This window comes from Pseudoalteromonas sp. 68 DY56-GL68 (assembly GCF_041414825.1).
In the GTDB taxonomy this organism is placed as follows: domain Bacteria; phylum Pseudomonadota; class Gammaproteobacteria; order Enterobacterales; family Alteromonadaceae; genus Pseudoalteromonas.
Map to the genome: position 1 here is coordinate 550,004 of NZ_JAOCZL010000006.1, position 24,127 is coordinate 574,130.

Annotated in this window: 15 protein-coding genes; 7 read left to right on the top strand and 8 right to left on the bottom strand. The window is 41.5% G+C overall.

What is annotated here, in order from left to right; translation table 11 throughout:
* The first annotated feature begins 13 nt into the window (after positions 1–13).
* From NYF15_RS03300 to NYF15_RS03320, 5 genes are all read left to right on the top strand, one after another.
* Complete coding sequence (locus NYF15_RS03300; RefSeq protein ID WP_130152236.1) at positions 14–1,234, top strand: sugar MFS transporter; 1,221 nt, start codon at positions 14–16, stop codon at positions 1,232–1,234.
* A gap of 24 nt (positions 1,235–1,258) precedes the next feature.
* Positions 1,259–1,951, top strand: a complete 693-nt coding sequence (locus tag NYF15_RS03305; RefSeq protein ID WP_371352774.1) for a DUF1080 domain-containing protein — start codon at positions 1,259–1,261, stop codon at positions 1,949–1,951.
* 1 nt (position 1,952) lies between these two features.
* Positions 1,953–3,632, top strand: a complete 1,680-nt coding sequence (locus NYF15_RS03310; protein ID WP_371352775.1) for a GMC family oxidoreductase — start codon at positions 1,953–1,955, stop codon at positions 3,630–3,632.
* Positions 3,633–3,634: 2 nt separating this feature from the next.
* The gene (locus NYF15_RS03315) at positions 3,635–4,390 is read left to right on the top strand and encodes a gluconate 2-dehydrogenase subunit 3 family protein (protein WP_371352776.1); all 756 of its coding nucleotides are present in this window, start codon (positions 3,635–3,637) and stop codon (positions 4,388–4,390) included.
* Positions 4,391–4,463: 73 nt separating this feature from the next.
* Complete coding sequence (locus NYF15_RS03320) at positions 4,464–5,294, top strand: sugar phosphate isomerase/epimerase family protein (protein ID WP_371352777.1); 831 nt, start codon at positions 4,464–4,466, stop codon at positions 5,292–5,294.
* A 133-nt stretch (positions 5,295–5,427) separates the two neighbouring features.
* On the opposite strand, the gene NYF15_RS03325 is transcribed toward NYF15_RS03320, so the two are convergent.
* The 5 genes from NYF15_RS03325 to NYF15_RS03345 all read right to left on the bottom strand — a co-directional run bounded on the left by NYF15_RS03325 (position 5,428) and on the right by NYF15_RS03345 (position 17,779).
* The gene (locus NYF15_RS03325) at positions 5,428–14,031 is read right to left on the bottom strand and encodes an Ig-like domain-containing protein (RefSeq protein ID WP_371352778.1); all 8,604 of its coding nucleotides are present in this window, start codon (positions 14,029–14,031) and stop codon (positions 5,428–5,430) included.
* A 187-nt stretch (positions 14,032–14,218) separates the two neighbouring features.
* Complete coding sequence (locus tag NYF15_RS03330; RefSeq protein ID WP_237118962.1) at positions 14,219–14,836, bottom strand: tail fiber protein; 618 nt, start codon at positions 14,834–14,836, stop codon at positions 14,219–14,221.
* A gap of 138 nt (positions 14,837–14,974) precedes the next feature.
* Positions 14,975–15,460, bottom strand: coding sequence for a hypothetical protein (locus NYF15_RS03335; RefSeq protein WP_237118963.1), 486 nt, complete (start codon positions 15,458–15,460; stop codon positions 14,975–14,977).
* A gap of 142 nt (positions 15,461–15,602) precedes the next feature.
* Positions 15,603–16,529, bottom strand: coding sequence for a formyltransferase family protein (locus NYF15_RS03340; RefSeq protein WP_237118964.1), 927 nt, complete (start codon positions 16,527–16,529; stop codon positions 15,603–15,605).
* Positions 16,526–17,779, bottom strand: coding sequence for a hypothetical protein (locus NYF15_RS03345; protein WP_237118965.1), 1,254 nt, complete (start codon positions 17,777–17,779; stop codon positions 16,526–16,528). Before NYF15_RS03345 ends, NYF15_RS03340 begins: the two co-directional genes overlap by 4 nt.
* A gap of 484 nt (positions 17,780–18,263) precedes the next feature.
* On the opposite strand from NYF15_RS03345, the gene NYF15_RS03350 reads away from it, so the two are divergent.
* Entirely contained in the window at positions 18,264–18,779 is a 516-nt protein-coding gene (locus NYF15_RS03350; RefSeq protein ID WP_237118966.1) for a hypothetical protein, read from the top strand.
* 132 nt (positions 18,780–18,911) lie between these two features.
* On the opposite strand, the gene rnd is transcribed toward NYF15_RS03350, so the two are convergent.
* From rnd to NYF15_RS03365, 3 genes are all read right to left on the bottom strand, one after another.
* Positions 18,912–20,042, bottom strand: coding sequence for a ribonuclease D (gene rnd, locus NYF15_RS03355; RefSeq protein WP_130152246.1), 1,131 nt, complete (start codon positions 20,040–20,042; stop codon positions 18,912–18,914).
* 48 nt (positions 20,043–20,090) lie between these two features.
* The gene (fadD, locus tag NYF15_RS03360; RefSeq protein WP_371352779.1) at positions 20,091–21,752 is read right to left on the bottom strand and encodes a long-chain-fatty-acid--CoA ligase FadD; all 1,662 of its coding nucleotides are present in this window, start codon (positions 21,750–21,752) and stop codon (positions 20,091–20,093) included.
* A 117-nt stretch (positions 21,753–21,869) separates the two neighbouring features.
* Entirely contained in the window at positions 21,870–22,721 is an 852-nt protein-coding gene (locus NYF15_RS03365; RefSeq protein WP_371352780.1) for an alpha/beta fold hydrolase, read from the bottom strand.
* A 110-nt stretch (positions 22,722–22,831) separates the two neighbouring features.
* Here NYF15_RS03365 and NYF15_RS03370 point away from each other — a divergent pair, with 110 nt between their 5' ends.
* Positions 22,832–24,121: an alkaline phosphatase gene (locus tag NYF15_RS03370; RefSeq protein WP_371352781.1), complete on the top strand. Its 1,290-nt coding sequence runs from the start codon at positions 22,832–22,834 to the stop codon at positions 24,119–24,121.
* The last annotated feature ends 6 nt before the right edge of the window (positions 24,122–24,127 follow it).

The window sequence follows — 24,127 nt, forward strand, 5'->3', positions numbered from 1 at the left end:
CAGGACACACAATATGGACAACAATAATTATAACCGCATTGTCTTTCGGCTTTGCTGTATAGCACTAATTGTGACCTCTATGACCTTTGCCATTCGTGCTGGTATTTTGGGTCAACTTGGCAGTGAGTTTGGCTTAACCGACACCGAATTAGGTTGGGTTAATGCCATGGCATTTTTAGGCTTTCCGGTTGCGACTATGGTCGGCGGTATTATTTATAATGCCATTGGCGCGAAGAAATTAGTGGCGTTAGCGTTTATCTGTCATTTACTTGGTCTAGTTTTGACGATAACAGCTGATGGTTTTTGGGGCTTACTGGTTTCTACTTTTTTGATTGGTTTTGCCAACGGCGCTGTTGAAGCAGGCTGTAACCCATTAATTGCAGAAATGTACCCTAAAAACACCACCACCATGCTAAACCGTTTTCATGTTTGGTTTCCAGGTGGCATTGTGATTGGCGCCCTTGCGTCGAATTTTATGTCGGGAGCGGGTTTAAACTGGCAATGGCAAGTGGCCTTAATTTTAGTCCCTACAGTTATTTATGGCGCTATGTTAATCAAAGCACAATTTCCACGCTTTGATACGCGTACTCACTCTACCAGCAGCAATATTCGCCACTTATTCACGCCGTTATACCTCTTTTTAATTGCCTGTATGACACTCACAGCAACCACTGAGTTTGGCACACAACAATGGATTGAGCGTATTCTAGGTTCATCGGGTGCCTCTCCTATGGTGGTATTAGCTTTAATAACAGGTCTGATGGCAGTTGGTCGCTTCTTTGCAGGCCCTATTGTGCATAAGCTCAACCCTACTGGGGTATTACTTGGCTCTGCCATTTGTGCAAGCTTAGGCATCTTTATGATGAGTCAAGCTGAGGGCAGCATGATTTATCTTGCAGCGATGCTTTTTGCACTTGGGGTTACCTACTTTTGGCCAACCATGCTTGGTTGCGTTGCTGAATACATTCCAAAGTCAGGCGCGCTGGGTATGTCGTTAATGGGCGGTGCTGGCATGTTTGCTATGAGTATTTGGAACCCTGTGATTGGTAGCTGGATAGATACAGCACGCTCATCAGCACAGGCAAGTGGCGCAAGCGCTGAACAAATTGAAATTTTAGCCGGACAGGCTGTATTACAAAACCTACTGATCTTCCCAATTATTTTAATCGTCGCATTCATTGGGTTGTATTTAGTAATTAATAACAACAAACGCACCGAGAAATGTGCGTCTTAAGCAAGTAAATCGTCGAGGAACACTATGTTTAAATCTCTTAAAGCACTGACTTTAATGCTCACCGTTAGTAGCTGTGCACTCGCTAATGCGGCTGATAATCAGCTTACACAACAAGAAAAGCAAGCTGGCTGGCAGTTATTATTTGACGGCAAAGATATGTCGCAATGGCGTAACTTTAAAAGCGAATCTTTAAATCCTGCATGGGTGGTTGAAGATGGCGCTATGACATTAACCAAAGGTGGCGGTGATCTGCTTACTAAAAAGCAGTACCAAAATTTTGAATTACAGATTGATTGGAAAATCTCTACCAAAGGCAATAGCGGTATTTTTGTATTGGCCGATGAAACCGGACAGACGATTTACTCTCATGCACCTGAAATTCAAATTATTGATAACGAAGAACACCCAGATACTGAAATTGACTCACATCTAGCGGGGTCAATTTACGATTTATTTGCAGCACCAATTGCGGCGCACAAGCCAGCAAATAGCTGGAATCATGTGCGTATTAAAATGCAAGACAACCATTTACAAGTTTGGCAAAACGGTATCAGCACCACCAGCATTGTGATTGGTAGTACAACATGGAACACCCTTGTTAAAGGCAGTAAGTTTGCAACTTGGCAAAACTTTGCAACTGCAGAGCAAGGTCATATCGGGCTTCAAGACCACGGCGACAAAGTGTGGTTTAAAAATATAAAAATCAAGGAGCTATAAGATGTCTAATTTTAAACACAAGGTATTAGTTGTTGGCTCTGGTGCTGGCGGTGCAATGGCTGCTTATACGCTTACTAAACTTGGCCACAAAGTATTATTACTTGAAGCGGGCCGTAATTATGACCCGAAAACAGAAAGCCCGATGTTTCGTCGTAACAACGAAGCCCCACTTATGGGTGCAGGTAACAAAGACAAAAACTTTGGCTTTTACGACGCAACCGTTGATGGCGGCTGGCAAGTACCTGATGAGCCATATACCAGCGCCAAAGGAAGCGACTTTTATTGGTGGCGCGCACGTATGTTAGGTGGTCGAACTAACCACTGGGGCCGCTATTCATTACGCTTTAGTGAACACGATTTTAAAGGCAAAAGCCGTGATGGTCATGGTGCCGACTGGCCATTTGAATACGCTGATTTAGCACCTTGGTACGATAAAACTGAAGAACTTGTGGGTGTATGTGGCACTAATACAGGCCATGAGGATATGCCAGATTCGTCACCGGGTATTTTACAGCCGCCACCAAAGCCGCGTGTTCCTGAGCTTTTAATTGCCGCTTCTGCTAAGAAAATGGGCATTCAAGCAGTGCCTATGCACCGTGCGGTATTAACCCGCCCGAAAGATGATCGCATGGCGTGTTTTTATGCAACGCCTTGTGGTTCTGGTTGTTCAATTGGTGCTGCTTTTCAAACGACGACATCGCTATTGCCTATGGCAAAAGCCACCGGTAACTTAAAAGTTATTACTGATGCCATGGTTAAATCAGTCAAAGTTGATGAGCAAGGTAAAGTCACTGGCGTCACTTATGTTGATAAACACACAGTAACCGAACATGCTCTTGATGCAGATGTGGTTATCTTAGCGGCCAGCGCCTGTGAATCAGCGCGTATTTTATTAAATTCAAAGAATAAAAAGCACCCTAAAGGCCTTGCTAACTCAAGTGGCCAAGTAGGTCGAAACTTAATGGATTCGACAGGTGCATGGTTAGGTGCGCAAATTCCAGCACTTAAAGGTCGCCCACGTTATAACGAAGATGGACACACCGCTAATCACTTATTTATTCCTTGGTGGGGACACCAAGCACAAGCTAACAATGAATTAGATTTCCCACGTGGTTATCACTTTGAAATTGGCGGTGGCTTTAGACAACCAGGCTCGGGTGTATCGGGTGATAAACAAGGCTATGGTCCTGCCCTTAAACAGCAAATTCGTGATGCATATGGCTCTTATGTTGGTTTTGCGCTGCGTGGCGAGATGTTACCGAACAAAGATACCTACATGGAAATTGACGAAAACGTGAAAGATAAATGGGGTATTCCGGTATCAAAATTCCACTTTAAGTGGTCTGACAGAGAATTAAAGCAAATTGAACATGGTTTAAAAACCGCGAAGCAAATCTTAGAAAACATGGGGGCGACCGTTGGCGAACTCCCGCCTGCAGAAAAAGCCATTTCTAAAGGTGGCGAAATCATTCACGAAGTGGGCACCACACGAATGGGCAGCTCAAAGAAAGACTCAGTCACCAATCAATGGGGTCAAACATGGGATTGTAATAACCTATTTGTAATGGATGCGGGTGTATTTGCTTCTAACCCTCATAAAAACTGTACGCTCACCATCATGACACTGGCAATGCGTAATTCAACTTGGCTTGCTCAACAAATTGATAACGGGGTACTTTAATTATGCATCATCGTAACGAACATGACTCATATAACTATGTTTCTAACATGAGCCGCCGTGAGTCTTTAAAATGGCTTGGTCTATTAGCTGCGGGCTCAGCAGTTGGTTTAACTGCTGGCTGCACAAAAGCACTGGAAGATGACGTTGTAGTCTCTGCAAAAGAGCATTGGCCTGATTTAGATATCAAGCCTGTAACCGCTAAAGGCTATGGTCAAGATCCTAATTTGGTGATGCCACCAGAATCACCTTGGCCGCTGACCTTAACGGCAGACGAACTCACGTTAGTAGCGCTTTTATCTGATTACATTGTGCCGCGTGAAGGAGATATTCCTTCGGCAAGTGAGCTACAAGTTCCGGCGGTTATTAATGAGTGGGTGAGCGCGCCTTATGAAGGCCAACAACGCGATAGAATTAAAATTTTAAATTCACTCGCGTGGCTTAACGATGAAGCACAGCTTCGTTTTAAAAAGCAATTTGTTGCGCTTAACGAAAAGCAACACCGCGCGATTTTAGACGATATTGCGTTTTTAAACGAGCAAACACCTCTGCAATTTCAGCGTATTGGTAAAGCCTTTTTACGCTTTAAAGAGTTAGTGCTTGCTGCCTTTTTCTGTACACCTGAAGGCTGTAAAGACATAGGTTACCTTGGCAATGTGCCTATTGCAGGTGATTACCCAGGCCCTTCTGATGAAGCAAAAGCTCATTTAGATCAGGTTTTAGCTGAGCTTGGTTTAAGCGAGTACGCCTATACCAATTAACTTTCCCCCTTGTGTTGTTTTATAACACAGTTTAATGCAGGGGAGCTCTCCCCTGCTTTTTTAGGATTTAAGTATGTTTAAAACCCGCATTTTATTGCTCATTTTTAGCCTTGTATTTAGTGGTCAATTATTCGCAAAACTGCCAGTGAGTGTGCAGTTATGGTCAGTCAAAGACACCTTAAAAAATGACTTTCATGGTACGCTTAAGTCTCTTGCAGAAATGGGCTTTGACGGCGTGGAGTTTGCCGGTGATTTTGGCCCATACTCAAATAACCCAGCAGCCTTAAAAGCAAAGCTCAGTGAATTAGGCTTAGTCGCCAGTAGTGCCCATATAGGCTTTGATGCACTCAGTGAAAACACAATTGATAGCACCCTGCTGTTTTACAAGACTCTTGGCGTTACGACACTTTATGTACCTTGGGATGAGCGAGCATGGCACCCAGAAGGTGTTAAATCTCTGGTTAAAGAACTCACTAAAGTCAGTGATTATGCAACCCGCTTTGATATGAAGATCGGTTTTCACAATCATAATAAAGAGTTTAATGCTTTTAATAACGCAACGTTTTGGGATTATATTGCCAGTAATACACCCAAAACTATGCCATTGCAGTTAGATATTGGCTGGGTCAATTACGCAGATAAAGATCCAATCTACTTTATTAAAAAGTACCCTAACCGTACACTTGCAACGCACATTAAAGTACGCACGATTGAGGATAGCAACATGAGCCCGATTATTGGTGAAAACAACATTGATTGGCCTGCCATCATCGATACTTTAGAGTCTCACGGCAACACCAAGTGGTTAGTGCTTGAACAAGAAGAATATCCGAGCGGATTAACCCCATTACAAAGCGTTGCTAAATCAAAACAGAACTTGGATAAGATTTTACATAATCGCTAAAGAGCTTGGTATTATAGGCCCACACTTTTTGTAAAAATAAGTATGGCTTTGCTAATTCAACTCCACGTGTTTTTTTGCTCTACCGGCTAACTCTAATAAAAAAGCCAGCACAAAAGTGCTGGCTTTTGAACAATTAAAATTGATAGTTCATTGAAAAAGCAATTTCATTAATATCATTCTTAGAGACAAAATACCGCGTGTAGTCAACACCAATACTAACCGAATCAAGTACTTGGTAATTGATACCTGCGCCAATAAAAAGGTCAGTTCCTTCATCCCGTTTGACGATAGTATTTAAATTATCTCTACGACTGTTTATTTTATATTTCCAGTGATACGCACCTAGAAACAATTCCCCTTTGAGCGATGAAGCTAAATCAACTAAGTAGTTAGCTTGGATTGCTAGGCCATTAGGTAAGGCTGGCGCTTTGTCTAAAACCTCTGAATGCGCTTGCTCTGGGTTACTCGTTTCTTTAGAAAAATTAACACGCGCTTCGCCTAAATCAATATATCTAATGCCCAACTTCCAATTAGGTTTTAAATTATAAAAAGCACCAACGGACCAACTAACGCTTTCGTCATCAATCGCGGTTTGTACCCATTGCTCAGATGAATATGAACTTTGGGCTGTCGCTTGACCTAGGGTTGCAGACACTTGCCAATCTTCCGCGGCTGCTGAACTTGCTAATACACAACTAGCGGATAGAAAAGCAAAACTCGGTAACCGAGACACTCTACGTCTCACAACAAAAGCAGAAACAACGAGCAAAGTGATCATGCCAAGGCCACCCCCTGATGATTTATTGCTCACATTAACAGTTTGTTTTAACTCAACGGTTACTGAAACGCTTCCCTGGGATTGCGCACCTTGTGCATCTCTCACAATATAGTTGATGGTATCCATTCCTTCAAAACCACTCGCTGGTGAGTAGCTCAACGTACCATCACTGTTAACAACGGAGGTACCAAATTCTGTAGTAGCCGAAACTAAGAACAGTTCACCTTGTTCTGGGTCGCTGTCATTAGCTAAAACATCAATCGTGATAGTTTCTCCATTAGTAGATGCGCTATCATTTTGTGTCACTGGAGCTTGATTAACTTTAATAGTCACAATTGCAGTACTATTAGCCGTTCCTCCCATCCCATCAGAGATACTGTATTGAATAGTCGCATCCCCGATAAACCCGACTATAGGCGTGTAAACAAGCTGATTATTCTCAAGAACAACAGTACCGAAATCAACCGTTGCACCAGTAATGGTAAGGGTATCATTGTCGATGTCTTCATCGTTGGCGATCACATCAATAACGACAGATTCCTCAGCCATAATTGTCACAGCATCCGCATTCGCGATTGGGGCGTTATTTCCTGTGGTTGGTACAGCAACACCACCAGGGTCTACAATACTACCATTGGCAACACCATCATCATCATTTGGACCACCGTCAACAATACGTAGTTGTACACACCAATCCCCTTCAGATAGCCCTGTAGTCCATTCATTACTACCTGGCGGAGGACAGAAGCCTGGTTCACCTTGCGCTGACAGTACTTCATTGTCGTCAACAATTACAAAGTTCTGCCAGTCTCCATTAATTAATTTCCGATAAACAGCATTTACAGGAATAGGTTGTCTCTGCGGTAAAACAATACTGTAGGTATCACCAACTTGTGGTAAACCCGTTGCTATAAAGTCGAATAGCCCACCAGTGTTGCTTGCAGTTGGATCTTCCGGTAGTTCTGTTTCTAGCAACTGCAAACCGCCCGTATTATTTTGCGGGACCGTAGCCCCTTTGCGTAGACATACTCCAGGGTCTCCTTCTACTAAAAATTTTGACGACTCTAATGCTTGCTCTTGCATTACGTTACAATCAGAGATTGCATCCATAAAATCAGGAATACCATCACTATCAGAGTCAACATACCCTTCTTGATCATCAGGTATTAAATCGCCATCGCTATCAACCGCAGTCAGTTCAGGTAGTGACGGTATTACTTCAATATAAACATCTTTCATAGTCGACAAAATTGGTACAGCATCATCTTTTGCAGTAACACGTACTTTGTAAATGCCAGAAGCTACAACGGCTGGATTAAACTCAAAAATGAACGGATCATTTGAAGTGTTTACAAACTCTGGCGCAGAATCCCACTCAACAGTTACTTCATCCGTTGGATTTGGATCTGATACGTTTGCGGTAATTGTCACCAATTCATCTGAAGCAGTAATAATGCTGCGTTGTTGATTATTCTGTAAAACTAAGGTCTCAATGTTTGGCGCGACATTGTCTTCGACAATTGTCACCGTTGAAGTAGATTTTGCGCCCTTATTTACGGAGTCACCAAGTGTTATAACGATAGTTTCGTTACCTTCATCACTACTGTCGGCAAAAATCATTAGTGGAATACTCGCCGACACGCCAGAGCTAATAACCAGTTCGCCAGATTGTAAATCATGATCAGCGCTGTCCGCTGTGCCAGATACAGTGTAAGGAATTACCACTGGATAACTTGGAGCAGGTCCGTTTAAATACACTTTAACGGCATGCACTTTATCTTCAGCAACTCGACTATCTTTTTGTAATGATACAAGAGGATTGACGTTTAATTGCTGAGTTGTCGTTACTTGTTGACCTTCATTATCCTCGGTTTGCCAGTACACTAAGTGTTTACCCGGTGCAAAAATGGGGGCTCCACGTACGAGCGAAACAGGTAGAGGATTATCTGAGCTATCAAACGCCATTGCTATCCCCAAATCAACTTTGGTGAATAAACCCGTTGCATTGACAGTTAAATCTGCAGGGGCTGTGATTACTGGCATTGCAGACGAGTCATCACTATTGATAGCAATCGTTGCGGTCGCTTCAGCTCGAGCTTTATTCTCATCTTCAATAATATAATTAACAAGAATTGGGCCTTGAGTATTCCCAATTGCTTGATAACTCAACGTGTTATTGTTGATAGATACTGTGCCTATCGACGCTTTTGCACCAATGATACGCAATGCATCGCCATCAGCATCTGTGTCATTTTCAAGTACTGATAATGTATATTGATTATCAGATACGGCTGCAAAATTAAAGTTATCGTCATTCGCCACAGGGACATCATTTACCGCACTTACATTTATCACCACTGAAGCGTCATTAGATGATAATTGTCCATCAGAAACACGATAAGTAAATGTATCATTGCCATTAAAATTTGGACTCGGTGTGTAAGTAAAAATCGTCCCTTGTACTTGTACGTTACCATTTTCAGGTTGCGAGATAAGTTCGATAACTAATGGATCATCATTGGCGTCTTGAACATCTGCCACAAAGCTCGTTGTCCCATCTTCTTGGACATTTCTCTGCATGTCATTGGCTACTGGCGCTGCGTTAGTCGCAGTAACAAGGATAGAGAACCCTTCTAAACTTGCTTGTAATGAACCATCACTGACACTAATGACAATATTTTCATAATTACCTACGTCAGTAATATCAGGCGTGCCTGACAGTCTGCCCGTAGACGTATCAAAACTCAGCCATGCAGGTAGATTAGAGACAGAAAAGCTGAATGTGTCTGAATCAACATCTTCAACGGTAGGCGTGAAACTATAGTTTTCACCTTGCTTCACCTCGATGGGCGGTACACCGAAAATAACAGGTGCATCATTAACTGGATTCACACTAATATTAAATGCAGCTAGAGCTGATTCAAGTTCACCGTCAGAGACTGTAATAACAATATTATCGTAACTACCACTTTGTCCCTCAATTGGCGTGCCTGAGATTGTTCCCGTCGTCTTATCAAAACTAGCCCATAATGGTAAGTTCGTTATACTGAACTCCAAGCTATCGCCATCTGAATCTGTCGCAGAAGGCGTAAAGCTATAAAGTGTGTCTTCATCTATTGAAGTAATAGGTTGACCTGAAATGACAGGTGCATTATTCGATGGAACACTTGGAGGTACAATTGTTACAATCGCCTGATTGGTGCCCGTACTATCTATCACCCCATCGTTAAAAGTATAGTTAAGCGTGACTGGTGAGGCAGGGTTATTGGCATTATTAATGTAGCCAATTGCTTGCAACACACTATCAACGATAACTGAAGTCGCATTACTGTTGAAAGTAAGTTGTAATGTTCCTGCTGAATTAGTGGTTACCGCTCCCACCACATTGCTATTATAGCTCAACACACCACCTTGAGTTAAGGCTCCCAGCAACCCTGTGTTAGTAAAGAGATCATTACTGTTGGCCCCACCCGCTCGCGCGATAGTTACCGATGCGCCATCATAATTACCATTGCCGCTATTAAGTGCGTCTAGCTCACTATCTGCGACTGTGACATTGGCATCAATTACAATCGCTGAACCGCCTTCAGTAAACGTGCTTCCTCCATTCAAGCCACTAAAAACAGGGCCACTATTTGAAGATCCAAAAGTAATCACAGTATCACTGCCCGAGTCAGCGACTGTATACACAAGATCACTCGCTGGAGCATTTGTAAGTGAGAGTGATATTTCAGGACTTGAGAAGTCAGTAGCATCAGTATCAATCTCGAGAGTACTGCTGCCATTAAAACGCACATTACTGGTTGATAATCCAGTAATACCAGTAATCGTTATTACGTCACCAATACTCAGATCTGTCAGTGTATCACCATTCAAATCACTTGATTCACCAATGAAGTTATCATTTCCACCATTACCTGTGATGGTATCTGTTCCCCCACCGGGGCGGAAAGTATCTGCACCACTACCACCAATCATCGTATCTGCTCCATCGAAGTCAGCAGCGGTAATTTCAAGAACATCGCCAACAAACGCTGAAGCATCAATTACTAGATCAGCAGTTATTGCACTGCCAGTGTTATTAGTAACAGACACTGTTTGTGTATCTGCACTGAAGTTATCAGTTAAATTAATTGTTGCTACATTATTAGTGCCAATTGCGATCCCTTCGATCCCCGTAACATTAGTTGTAGCAAAGTCAAAGGTTCCCCCATCCATAAGGTTTAGTGTTTCAATGCCCGTACTGCCAGTAATCCCAGTTGTAAAATCATTTAAATTTTCAGCATCAACAGCAATACTTGCACCACTCGCTAAGCTGAGCGTTCCTATACTATTAAATACACCACCACTGACGTCTGCACCATCAGTTACTAATAGACTGTCAGCAACACTACTATCGCCAGTTAATGTGCCACTGTAAGCACTTCCGCCGATAGCAAATGTGATAGCATCTGAGGTTGAATTAGCTGTGACAGATGTCGTACCGCTTAAAATTGTGATTGTTCGAGTATTAGAACTATCATCACCAACCAGATAGTTTTCGATACCTGTTAGTGCTGTTATATCCCCGTCACCACTTAGCGTAATAGTTTCCGACCCACTGGCAGTCAATGTACCGTTAAAGTTTTGGTGCTGACTGACTGTCATTGCAACATTGGCACCCGATTCTACCGTTAAATTACTTACTCCATTGATAGTTGCAGCAGTAATATCAGCACCAGAACCCAAAGATAATGTGTCCGCAGTCGTATTGTCACCCGTGATTGTGCCTGTGTAAGTAAGCGAACCTAAATCGAAGGTCACTGCATCTGAAGTTGAAGTAGCTGTAACAGAGTGGTTAGTGTTGCTTACTGTTACTGTTCGTGCGTTTGTAGAATCATCGGACAGTGTGTAACTTTCAATTGCAGAAATAGTGGTAATATCACCGTCGCCTGACAGTGTTAAAGACTCACTTCCACTACCAGAAACTGTTCCGGTAAACGACGATAATTGCGCTACCGAAATTGTAGCTGAACCATTTTCTGCTACTGATAAATTTTCAAAACCACTAACCGTTGCGCCAGCAATATTCCCACTATTGCTGAGTATGAGTGTATCTGTTCCACTTCCTCCAGCCAGCGTTCCAGTTGCATTCAATGTGCCTATATTTACTGTATCGTCACCACTGCTTCCTGTTAGATTTTGCGCTGCATGACCCAAAGTAAAAGTGTTAGCTGCAGACAATATGTATGTTTCAACTGCACTATTACCAGTTAAGCCATCACTTGAATCACTGATAGTGATACTCTCAGTGCCAGCAGCAGTGATTGTTGTAAAGCTATCATGCTGCGCTTCAGTCATCGTTATCGATGCATTATCACTCAAGGTCAATGACTCAAAGCCGCTAAGCGTTGCACCACTGATGTTTGCACCATTATCCGCTCGTAACGTATCTGTACCCGCACCACCTGCAAGCGTACCTGTTGTCGTAAAACCTGCAACATCTATAGTATCAACTCCAGTGCTTCCCGTAACACTCTGCGCAGGACTAGCCAGTGTAAAGCTCATTGCCGCACCCAGCACATAAGACTCAATATCGCTATCACCAATTAGGGTTTGATCTCCATCAGCACTCGATATTGTAAATTGGTTAGTACCTGAGCCATTGATCGTGGTAAACGCATCATGCTGCGTTTCTGTAAGTGTCAGAGATCCATCATTTTCTGGCGTTAATGTTTCGAAATTAGTTAATGTCGTAAAATTAGCTAGATTAGAGCCTGTTGCTACAGACAAGATATCAGTACCCGCGCCACCATCTGCAATTGAGCCGACAATATGGCTGGGATCAGCAATAGTCAGTGTTTCATCATCACTGGTGAAGGTAATTGCTGGAGATAAATTCGTGCCGTTTGTTGTATTAAAACTGGCTGCAGTACTGATCGCCGCTGTGGTATTATTCACGGAAACAGTCGCTGTGCGAGAGATACTATTATCTGTACCGTCATTTATGACAACGGTGACGGTTCTAGACGTTTGATTCGGTGAACTGGAAGTATTGTTGTAAGTGATGGCCTGTAGAAATGTTTGTACTTCTGCTGCAGAAGCAGTTGCGCCAGTTATAGATATTGTATCTTGTAGCGTAATATCAGACGATCCTGAAACTCCCGTCAATGCATCTTGGGCTGATGCACTAATATTTAACCCTTCAGATACACCATCTTGATCGTTTGTAAGACTTACGGTAATGGTTGTTATCGTGTCGCCATCTGTTTCTGTCACAGCCGCATTCGCTGCAATATTGACCGCACCAGCCCCTTCAGAGAATGATACACTGCTATCGTCACTGCCGCTCGTTGAATCTAAGTCAACTTCAGGTGCAGTGTTACCTGTCGAGAAATTAAAGCTTGTATCATCATTTATACCTGGAAAGCTGTTTCCCGCAGAATCATCAACAGCAGTTGCGTCAATACGAATAGCGTAGTTACGATTACCCGTTAAATTATTGCTAGGGTTTATATAAATTTTATCATTTGTAATGCCTATACGACCGGCACTTGGGCTTGTCGTTGTACCATCGCTCTCGGTTGCTACATTAAATACTTCAAAGTCACTATTGCTACTGACGTCACGAATAGTAATGTTCCCCGTTCCAAGGGATATATTTTCATTAAAGTCGACAACGATATTCGCATTTCCTGCAACACCTGTAGCATCATCATTTGGCGTCGAATTTGCCCCATCAAACGTAGGCCCTATACTGTCAATTGTAAAAGCAGTTATCGCCAGTGGCGTATTAGTATTACCCGCAGCATCCGTTATTGTAATCGTACAATTACTGTATGTACCATCGACGAGCGGTGTGCTGTTATCGGTTTGCGTCAGAGTAATGGTTTGGTTACCTGTTGAACTAATCGTTGTTGAGCTTGAGGTGCCACAACTCCCTCCTACTGAAAGTGTGCCCGTTTCAGTGGTACTAAATGTATAGCTTGGAGTACTGTCACTCCCTGGAGTGGTCACTGCGGTCACTTCTGCAACCGCTGGCGCTGAAGTATCCACTGTGAAACTGGTTATATTCAAAACTGAACTAGGATTATTAGCTGCATCGGTCACAGTGATAGTACAGTTGCTGTAAGTACCGTCAGCCAAAGCAGTTGAATTATCAGTTTGAGTTAAAGTTATAGTTTGATTACCTGTACCACCGATAGTTGTAGATGTCGACGTACCACAGCTACCACCTACAGACAAGGTACCAGCCTCATCGGTAGTAAAGGTGTAGTTAGGCGTATTATCGTTCGTTGGGGTAGTAACAGATGTCACTTCACTGATTGTTGGTGGGGTTGAATCGGAGGCTACAGGGTTAGTTACCACCATATTCAGAACAGCTATCTCCTGAAAGTCTGTAGTGCCAACCACACCGCCAGAACCATCTGAGGTTGTAGCCCAAGTAACAACTAATGTATCTATATTTTGCCATTCAACATCATCCGACCAAGTACCTGAGCCTCTGGTAAAGGTTTCAGCACTGCCTGCCGAAAAAACACTCCATGTTAAATCATCGGTAACAACCGCGCTACCACTTCGGTAGCCTGTAATAGTAAAAACGTTATCACTAGTGCTACCAGTAGCTCTTCGCGCTAAGTACATAGAGTCTAATGAAAAGTTATTTGTAGCTAATAGCTGAAAACCACCTGTAGAAGCATTGAAAGCGATATTTGATACCGTGTCAAATGGCAACATTGCAGCATTCGCTGCATATACTTGTTCATCGGTGTATACGTTACTACCTTGTAGACCGGTTCCCCAATCAATTGTAAAGTTTGTGCTAGTAGATAGACTGACTGTTGAGGTATAGTCGTTTACTGCCCCCCCTGTATTTACATTGGTATAATCAATTGTTGCAGCCGAGGTTGCTATTGATGCAGTCAAGGTTGTTGATAAACCAACAAGCCTAATAGAATTAGTTATTTTATTTAATCGCATGATACTCAACCCCTAACCTGCGCTTGATACGCATAAAATCCCATGATTTGAAGCAATTTCTGCTTTTTTCCATACTTAATAACTACTTACACAACACTTTTTGGAGGTGTTGAACAAAAAGCTTTTCAATTTTCGAATCTAAAGAACGAGTTTTGCTTAAGCCTTTGCAAAGCTCGCTCTTTCTAATTTATGAACGAGATGGGTATATTCCCTCCAGTACCATTTGCCAGTTAACTACCTGATATGGACTAACAATGCTAAATGATTCTGAGTTGCCAGTGTTCCCCACAACGACATTACCTGACACACCACCACCCTCGACAGTTAACCCCGATATATCAGTCAATGTTGGAGCTGGCGAAAAGCCTTGCTCTTTATAGTACATTTCGCTACTTGTATTCGCTGCCAAGTAAGACTCAGCATCCGGCGTCGGTGTATTGGGGCCGTTTGTTGCAACCTGTAGTCGCCCAGTTGCTTGCGAAGCACCTGTAGACTCAAATATTGCAGTATGAGTATGCTGCGGCAATTGCGATAAAGTTAAGGTTCTATATTCGGAACCAAAGCGTTGGCCAAGATTATAAGTAGCACCACCAGGCATATTGCCCATACCTAACGGGCTTCGACCGCGTAAATCAGGTATACCAAACGTCGTTCTTGCATCACCACCATAAAAATCTCCAATTAAAGAGAATAAGGCTGTGTTTTGAGATATTGCCATTAACTGGCCCTGACAAATCGTCCAGCTACGAATTGTAAAATTGCCACCAAATGGTCTCATGGTGCCGATATATGAATCTGCTGACATAATTGGTCCTTAATAATTTTTGAGTTGTAATTGGCGAAAAAATGACTTTATAACTGCTTTCAAATGCCTCACCAACTAGGTTACTTGCGATTAAATTAGATATATTTTGTACAACTAAAGTCACCTCGTTTATTGAGATTATTCGTTATCTTCTGGTTTACTTCCCACAGGGTGAGCAGAAAACACTGGGGGAACAAACAATTCTGGTAATGCCACCTGACGAACACTTCCAGAGGATACTTTACCTAAACAAACAGTACCGACATCATTAACACCTAAGTTAACTGAAGGATGCTCTGGATGTGTAGTAAAACGCCAATAAAGCTCAGAAGTCTTATAGCGTATCAATACCATTTGCTCGTATTGATCAAATTCATCTGGCTGTTCACAAAATTTATCGTGGTATTCAGACAGCCGCTGCTCACCCAAAAACTGCACCAACACGCTCCCCATTCCTGGCACTTTTAAAATTGCGGACTGCCCACGCTCTACAATTAACTCCCCTTTACCCTCAAGTTTGGCGATAGTTTGGGCCGATTCAGGACTAGGCACAGCACCATCGTTATATGGATATGCTGCTAGGTCATAGCCATAATTATTGGTAAGTTCTATTTTTATCTTCATTTGTTATCTCGCATCTGAAGTGTTACCTAGAGCACCGCGCACATGGAATTACGATAACAGCCCAACTTCTATTGCCTTTCATGCGACTTTGCTCACCATCTTTAATATTATTCTTAACTTGTTGCCTGAGAAGCCAACTCCACTAAATCAAAGAAAAGCCTGCATCAAGTCCAAAAAGTACAGCAAATCTATAACCATCAAAGAGTCCTTGCTGTGTGCCAATAACATCTAGACAAACAGCACCATCAAGGGTTTTAATAACTAAACCTTCTCGACGACTTAGTTGAATAACAGTACCTGCTTGTACGCCTTTGATATCACATTCAACTTCAGTCGCTTGTAGTACTTGAAACATCTCTTCTCTTAGACGAAAGGTGGCACAACCAACATCGACATTGCCAGCACGGCACATGTTCACAATTTCCGAAGTTGGCTGTTTACACCAGTTAATAGCCAGCTGCTGAGGTTCGAGCATGGGTGCAAAATACTCAAAGCATGTATCTTGCTCACGCCAAGAGATATTTTCTTGCTCTTCTAATTGACAAAAAGTATTGAGCAAATGAGGTAAAGCCTGCGAGACCTTTTGATTTACTACACTTATCGTATCGAAAGGATGAATAATAAGGTCAATATCAGTAGCTATATCTCCGCTATCCACTTCTGACGTAACACGGTGCAACGTAAGCTTAGTGGCTTGTTCACCGTTTCTAATTTGCCAATAAAGCGGGAAAGGTCCACGGTATTCAGGTAGAGGGCTAGGGTGAATATTGACTAAGCTGCCATCAAAGTAGCTTATCAAAGTTTGTTTTATAATATGTCTAAATAGATAAATTACACCGTGATTAGCACCTAGCCTGTCCAAATCCGCTATAAGAGTCGTATCGTCATGCTGGTTATACTTTAAAGTAGGGATCTGCGCTTGATGTAGTAGCTGCTGCAATTGCATTAAATCCGGATTTGGCTCAGCATCCACCAAAACTACACATGCTAATTTATGAGTTTGTTGGAGGTATTGGATCGCCGATAAACTCTGGCAGCTACCCGTAAACACCGCATACCTTTGCATCATATACTCTCCTGTACTTTTACAGGCACAAAACCCGGCAGCCCAGTCAGTTGATAGTAAAACTGAATGGTATCCCCGCTACTAGCAACAAAGTGAGTATGTTCAATATCTTTAGGTTTAAGATCTATGTAGACGCTATTGTCTGGTCTTGGATGTGTGATCCCTGAATCATATTGGCCAACCTCTTCTTGCGCGAAGGTTTCTATGTGAGCATAGACCGCAAAAATACGTTTACTCATATCTTCGACACCCTTAGGTAATACAATTTGATTCGCAGGGATCACTTTTATGCCGCCTTCAAGTTCAAGCTCTTGCATTTCTAACAAACTAGACTTATTGATCTTAAGGATTTCGCCTAGCTCCACTCGGTCTTGTTGTGCCTCATTAGCTACATTACTTGAATGACTAAACTCTTGAGTTTTCCATTGTTGATTAAACTCAGTTTCCCCAACAACCATCATGCCTTTTACCGACACATTTTGCGGGATCATCCAACCGTCTATGGATAAGTATTTTACTAAATGTTTAGCAATACTTAATTGGCCCTCTTTCGTAAAACCATGTTGCATCGCTTCTAACACTAAAAGATCAATCGCATTTTCTGGCTCAAATATGCTCGCATCAGCCTCTTCAATAAGTGATATATACTCTTCTAGCTGCAAGTCACTAACGAGCTGTTTAAGGGTTAATACTGCACCGGGCTGAATATCCACAAGTGTCACTTGGATTTGACTCGGCTTGATAGTTTGAGTCTCTTTGTAATAACTAAGTAAAGGTAGTAATAAAGGGGCGAAAGGGCCGCATGCTGGATACAACACATTAATTGAGGGTTTATTTTTTAACTTACCTTGAATTGCTTTATCAAGCCCGCGTGCATATCCCTTTATCCGGTATATATCCTTTATTGTGTGCTTACAGTTATAGGGTGACATAATCAAACCCGTCGCTGAAATATACTGATTCGTAAGTTGCTCTTGGCTTAATCCCGCAACTGCCATAGACAGCACTGCTTGGTCATACATTTTTTCAAATGTTTTCACTAATTGAGTGTGAGGGGCAGTTATTTCAGAAAGTACCAACGTCATAGCTTTAACAAAGCTCTGTTGCAATACAACGAGTCTTTGTTCAACACTAATAGAAGTCTTCAGCAATGATTCCAACTGTGTTCTGACAGAGTGTTTTAGTAACGTGTCTATCTCAGGGTTAGCGTAATCGTATAAAGTCTTACTGTTTGTACCGTCTATTCTATCCATGTAATAAAAACTCAGATTTGTTAAGTTGCCAATACCTATAGTTATAGATAATTTTATCTTTAACTAAACAATGTCACGCTGTTTTAGATCAAAGCGAGTTACATCAGTATAGTTTTAATACTGTTATTTACAATTTAAGGGTACACTTAAAACAACAAATTATTTATTACACTTTATTACAGGATATTGCATTACCAATTACCTGGTGGTATTTTGAAAAAATGGCATAAAATAAATTGATAAAATTAAAATACTATCTAGGTGTGGTAAATATTATTACCCGTATTTATTTTCCTAGGGTTCAGCCAATATTTGAAGAGAAAATCACAGAAAAGCTTGCCATGAACAAATTTGAAAAAATATCTTTTCAGATGGAAAATAGCTTGTTATTTCATCCTCGAAAATAAACTTTCGAGATCCACGTTTATAGCATTCCAAAAAGTTTTCACTGTTCTTCCCTTATTTTTTAGAGAGGATCTCTAATATGAAAAATTATATTGAGACTATTTTAAATTTTTTAACAAAAATAAAAATAGCTTATGAAATGACTGATCTTAAAAATAAAACCCTTTTACCTGGGTTATTTATTCAAAATGGAATTCTTCAAATAGATATAAATAAGCTTAAGTATCCCGGAGATATTTTACACGAGGCAGGCCATATCGCTGTGTGCGAACCTATTTTTCGCGAGCAGCTAACGGGTGATGTTTACAAAAATGGCCTATCGATTAAGAGAGAGCCTCAAGCAATGCATGGTGAAGAAATCGCCGCTACAGCTTGGTCAGTTGCTGCAGTAAAATATTTAGGCTTACCTATGGAGCTCATTTTCCATGAAAAATCTTACAAAGGATCTGCACAAAACCTTTTCGATTTATTTGAAAATGGCGGATTGTTTGGTCAACCGTTATTGCAAGCGTGGGACATGACTTGCCCAAACTCTGGCTTTCCAATTATGCGAGAATGGATAAGAAAAACAAGGTGGATTAATTCGCTTTCTTAATGAGCGACTAGGCGCTTAGTAAAGAGCTAGCTTCTAAAAAAACACTTTATAATAATGGACTTATAGTGTTTGAGCTGGCTCTGCCACATATCAGACAAAGCCACAACAAAGCTCTTTTAAACTAAACGAGCCTTATTTTTCCCAAGCAGAGAGTACATCTTTCACCAACTCATAGCGCCATGAGTTAAAAAGGTCCGGCTTTGACGCAGCTTTACGTTCTTCATCATCGAGCTTCCAATTCCAGCTGATAAGTTGATTAATTTGTTTTTTAGAGGCTAATACATCTTCAGGAATACCCTGCTCTTTTGCAGCTTTAGTAATTTTTTGTTTAATATCTTTAGCGGCTTTTTTGTATGCCGGAAAATCAATTAAACGTTTTAATTGAGCTGGTTGCTCGCTTACAGGGATGGCTTTACCACGTTCAATACATTTTAAAATTTCGACGCCAGAGCGGTTAACTTCCATCGACTCAACACCTGGGACACGGCGAAGTGCATTTAAGCTTGTTGGCTTACGTTTGGCAATTTCGACCATGTTATGCTCTTTTACCACAAAGTTAAGAGCAAGGTTTTTGCGCTCTGCTTTTTCACGTCGCCATGCAGCAAGTTCGCGTAATACAGCTAAATCATGCGGTCGTAATTGCCATGCATTTTTAATGTCTTTGTAAAGCTGCTCTGCAGGGGTTTGATAGGCACGTTTTTGCGCAACTAACTCGCTTTCACTGAGTACTATGTCAAAAAAGCCAGCTTCATCAATTTGTTTTTTGATAATTTCAAAACAAGGCAGTAAATGATACGTATCGGCAGCGGCGTAATCTAGCTGTTTTTCTGTGAGTGGACGTTGTAACCAGTTAGTGCGCGATTCACTTTTATCAATTTCGATATCAAGCAACTCTCTCACCATGTGCGCAAAGCCCATGCAATTGCCATGTCCTAAAATTTGCAGTGCAAATTGGGTATCAAACAGCGGCGTTGGTACAAAGCCAGCATACTTTTGAAACACTTCAATATCTTCTGATGGTGAATGCAGTACTTTTAGCACTTCTGGGTTTTTAAGTACTTGCCAAAAATCAAAAAGCGACAACTCAGCCAGTGGGTCGATTAACGCTAAATGCTCACCATCATATACTTGAATAAGTGCAACTTCAGGATACAGTGTGCGACGACGCATAAACTCGGTATCAATTGCCAGTACCGGTTTACCTGTAATTTTTTCTACAAAATCATTTAATTGGTTTTGTGTTTCGATCAGTTGATATTGCACTTACACTCCTATAGGAAACATAAAAAAGCCGGCTGATGCCGGCTTTAATTATTTCTTTTCGTCCTTTAAGGCTCTTCTTAGAATCTTACCAACATTTGTTTTTGGTAATTCATCTCTAAACTCAACGAGTTTAGGCACCTTATAGTTCGTTAAATTATCACGACAGTGCTTTATTATATCTTTTTCAGTTAAAGATTGATCTTTTTTCACAACAAAAACTTTAACTTGTTCACCACTTACCTCATGAGGAACACCAATCGCTGCCACTTCAAGCACGCCATCGTGCATTGCAACAACTTCTTCAATCTCATTTGGGAAAACATTAAAGCCAGATACGATAATCATGTCTTTCTTACGATCAACAATATAGAAGAAACCTTCATCATCGTAAGTTGCAATATCACCTGTTGCAAACCAACCATCTTTTAAGCATTCGGCTGTTGCATCAGGGCGGTTATAGTAACCTTGCATAACCTGCGGACCTTTAACCAAAAGCTCACCAGGCTCACCTTTCGCTGCTTCTTCACCATTTTCAAGCATAAGCTTAATATCAGTGCTTGGTGCAGGTAAACCAATGGAACCATTATAACCTTCAAGGTCGTATGGGCTCACTGTTACAAGTGGAGCACACTCAGTTAAGCCATAACCTTCCATTAATTTGGTTTTCGTTACAGCTTGCCATTTTTCAGCAACGGGGCGCTGTACCGCCATACCACCGCCAAGTGACATTTTTAAGCTTGAGAAATCTAGTTCAGCAAAGCCTGGGGTATTTAGTAAACCGTTAAATAGCGTATTTACACCCGTTACCGCAGTAAATTTGTGTTGTGCTAACTCTTTTACAAAACCAGGCATATCGCGAGGGTTAGTAATAAGCACGTTCAAACCACCGTATTTCATAAAGGTTAAGCAGTTCGCAGTCAGTGCAAAGATGTGGTAAAGCGGCAGTGCCGTAATAACGACTTCTTTGCCTCGCTCAAGAACAGTATCTAAACAGCCCGAAACTTGTTCAAGGTTACCAACCATGTTGCCATGCGACAGCATTGCGCCTTTTGATACACCCGTTGTACCACCTGTGTATTGTAAAAACGCTAAATCGTTTAAATCTACATCAGGCTTTTTATAGCTTGCTTCATCACCTGCCAATGCATCTGAAAACTTGATTACATCTGGTAGCGAGTAACTTGGCACCATTTTTTTGATGTGTTTAACAACAAAGTTAACAATGTGCTTTTTAAGACCACCTACCATATCGCCCACTTGGGTAACAACAATGTGTTTAACATTGGTTTTTGGAAGGGCTTTTTCTAGAGTATCGGCAAAGTTGGCAAGAATGAAAATTGCTGCTGACTCTGAGTCATTTAATTGATGCTCTAATTCACGTACGGTATAAAGTGGATTGACGTTAACCACCACACAGCCAGCACGAAGAATACCTAAAATAGTCACAGGCGTTTGTAGTAAGTTCGGCATCATCACCGCTACTTTATCGCCTTTTTTTAGACCAAGGTCGTTTTGAATATACGATGCTACACGTTTTGTAGCACTGTCTAGCTCACTGTAGGTCAACTCTTTACCCATGTTGGTAAAGGCTGGAAGGCCACTATAGTCAGCAAAACTTTTTTCAAACAAGTCGAGTAACGAGTGATAATGCTCAGGGTCGATTGTTTCAGGCATACCTTCTGGGTAGCGCTTAAGCCAGATTTTTTCCACTCTTAGCTCCTGTTTATAATTATATTTTTTAATAACCTTAATCTAACTAAGGTTGTTTCACAATGGAGTAAATACTCTAATGGTGCAGATAATCCCACATTTGGTGCAATTATACAATTAACTTGCTTTATAGTGCTCAATAAATGCATGAATGTGCTCTAAGGTTAATGCAGGATTTTGCATATGGCAATGGTGACCGCCAGGTATCTGATGAATTTTCAACTCCTTGTAATATTTGCCATATGCTTCTAGGTTTTGCTTAACGAACGGGAACCCTTGCTCACCAAGGATTAGCTGGCATGGTGCCTGAATTTGTTTGATGGTTGCAATACATTGTGCTTCATCAAAACGAAAACCTGAGTGATTTTTAAGCTTAGGATCCGTTGTTAAATACCACTTACCTGCTTTCTCGTAACTATTTCTGCTCATCAGTAACTCTGCTTGTACGTATTCAAGGTCGCCACTGGCTAGCCTTGCACTAATAATGTGCGCTTTGGACTCAAATGCTCTGGGCCCTTTAGTACTGACTCTTGCTCTATTTAATATTGCTTTACGAAGCTGACTGCTGACATCATTGCTGTTTGTTGTAACGCCCCCGATTCCCTCAATAAAATTCACCGATGCCACTTTTTCAGGGAAGCAGCTGGCAAAAACGCCAGCAACCATAGCGCCCATTGAATGGCCAACTAAATGCACTTTGCTCACTTCGAGTGACTCAATAAACTTATATACGTCGTCAATATAGTCAATAAAGTAATAATGGGCATCGTTACTTCGCCAATCAGATAAACCATGGCCAGGGAAGTCTATACAGTACCAAGTATGATTGAGCTTGGCATTCTCTAACATAGGAATGTAACTGTGTGCATTATCAAGCCAGCCATGTAAGGCAACAACAGCCTCTTCGTCATGGCCAAAGGTTAGGCCACGTAATGTCTGAGTGCCAGTTTGAAAAGAAAAAGGTTGCACAATTACTCCTATTTATTAAGCGTTTCAACTTAAAGGCGTTTATTTATCGTCTAGCTAGTATACAATAATCATCGCAGTATAAATAAGGGCACAATAATAAGGTTACATCAATGAAATTAAAATTAAGTCTTTTAGCATTATTATGCTCAGCAGGCTCTGTAATGGCTGAATCAGCACCAAAAAACATCATTTATATGATTGGTGATGGTATGGGCCCAGCATACACAACTGCATATCGTTACTTTAAAGATGATCCAAATACTAAAGTTGTTGACCCAACTGTTTTCGATACGATTTTACGTGGTATGGCTCATACCTACCCCGACGATCATACCTATGTAACAGATAGCGCTGCAGGTGCAACAGCGCTTAGCAGTGGTCATAAAAGTTATAATGGCGCAATTGCTGTTGATACTGATAAAAAACCGGTAAAAACCATGCTTGAAGTTGCTAAAGAGCGCGGTATGACAACAGCACTTGTGGCAACATCACAAATCAACCACGCAACACCAGCAAGCTTTGCCTCACATAACGAATCACGCCGTAACTACGACGAGATTGCTAACGACTATATCGATAACAAAATCGCAGGTAAATTACCGGTTGATTTAATGTTAGGTGGCGGCACGAAATATTATGTTCGTGAAGACCGTAACCTAGTGGAAGAGTTTAAAGCTGCAGGCTATCAGTACAGCGATAACTTCGCAGCAATGAATGACTTAAAACAGGTTCCAGCACTTGGTTTATTCGCTGAAGTAGGCCTGCCTTTTGCACTTGACGAAAATCCGACTCGTCTTACGCAAATGACAACTAAAGCACTTGATTTACTTGATGATCAGAACGACAAAGGCTTCTTTGTGATGATCGAAGGTAGCCAAATTGACTGGTGTGGTCATGCCAACGACATAGCCTGTGCGATGGGTGAAATGGATGACTTTGCTAAATCGATCGAACAAGCAAAAGCTTATGTAGATAAAAACCCTGATACCCTCCTTGTTATCACAGCCGATCACTCAACAGGCGGTTTAACGCTGGGTGCTCATGGTCAATATAAGTGGGAAACTGACGTTGTGAAGGGTGTAAAAGCAACGGCGGGTACCATCACAAAAGCCTTGCTTGAAAGCGAAGATTTGAAATCGGTATGGCAAAAGTATTCTGATATCGAGTTTACTGAAGCAAATGCGATTAAGCTCAGCGAAGCGAAGAAAATGGGCGATAAAGCTTTAGTACTCGCAGTTAAAGATATCATTAACCATGCCAGCTTCACGGGTTGGACTACTGGCGGCCACACAGCTATTGATGTGCAAGTGTTTGCCTATGGTAAACGTGCTGAAGATTTCTACGGTTCGCAAAACAATACTGCGATTGCCAATAAGTTGATTGATTTTATTAAAGAGTAAATCTTT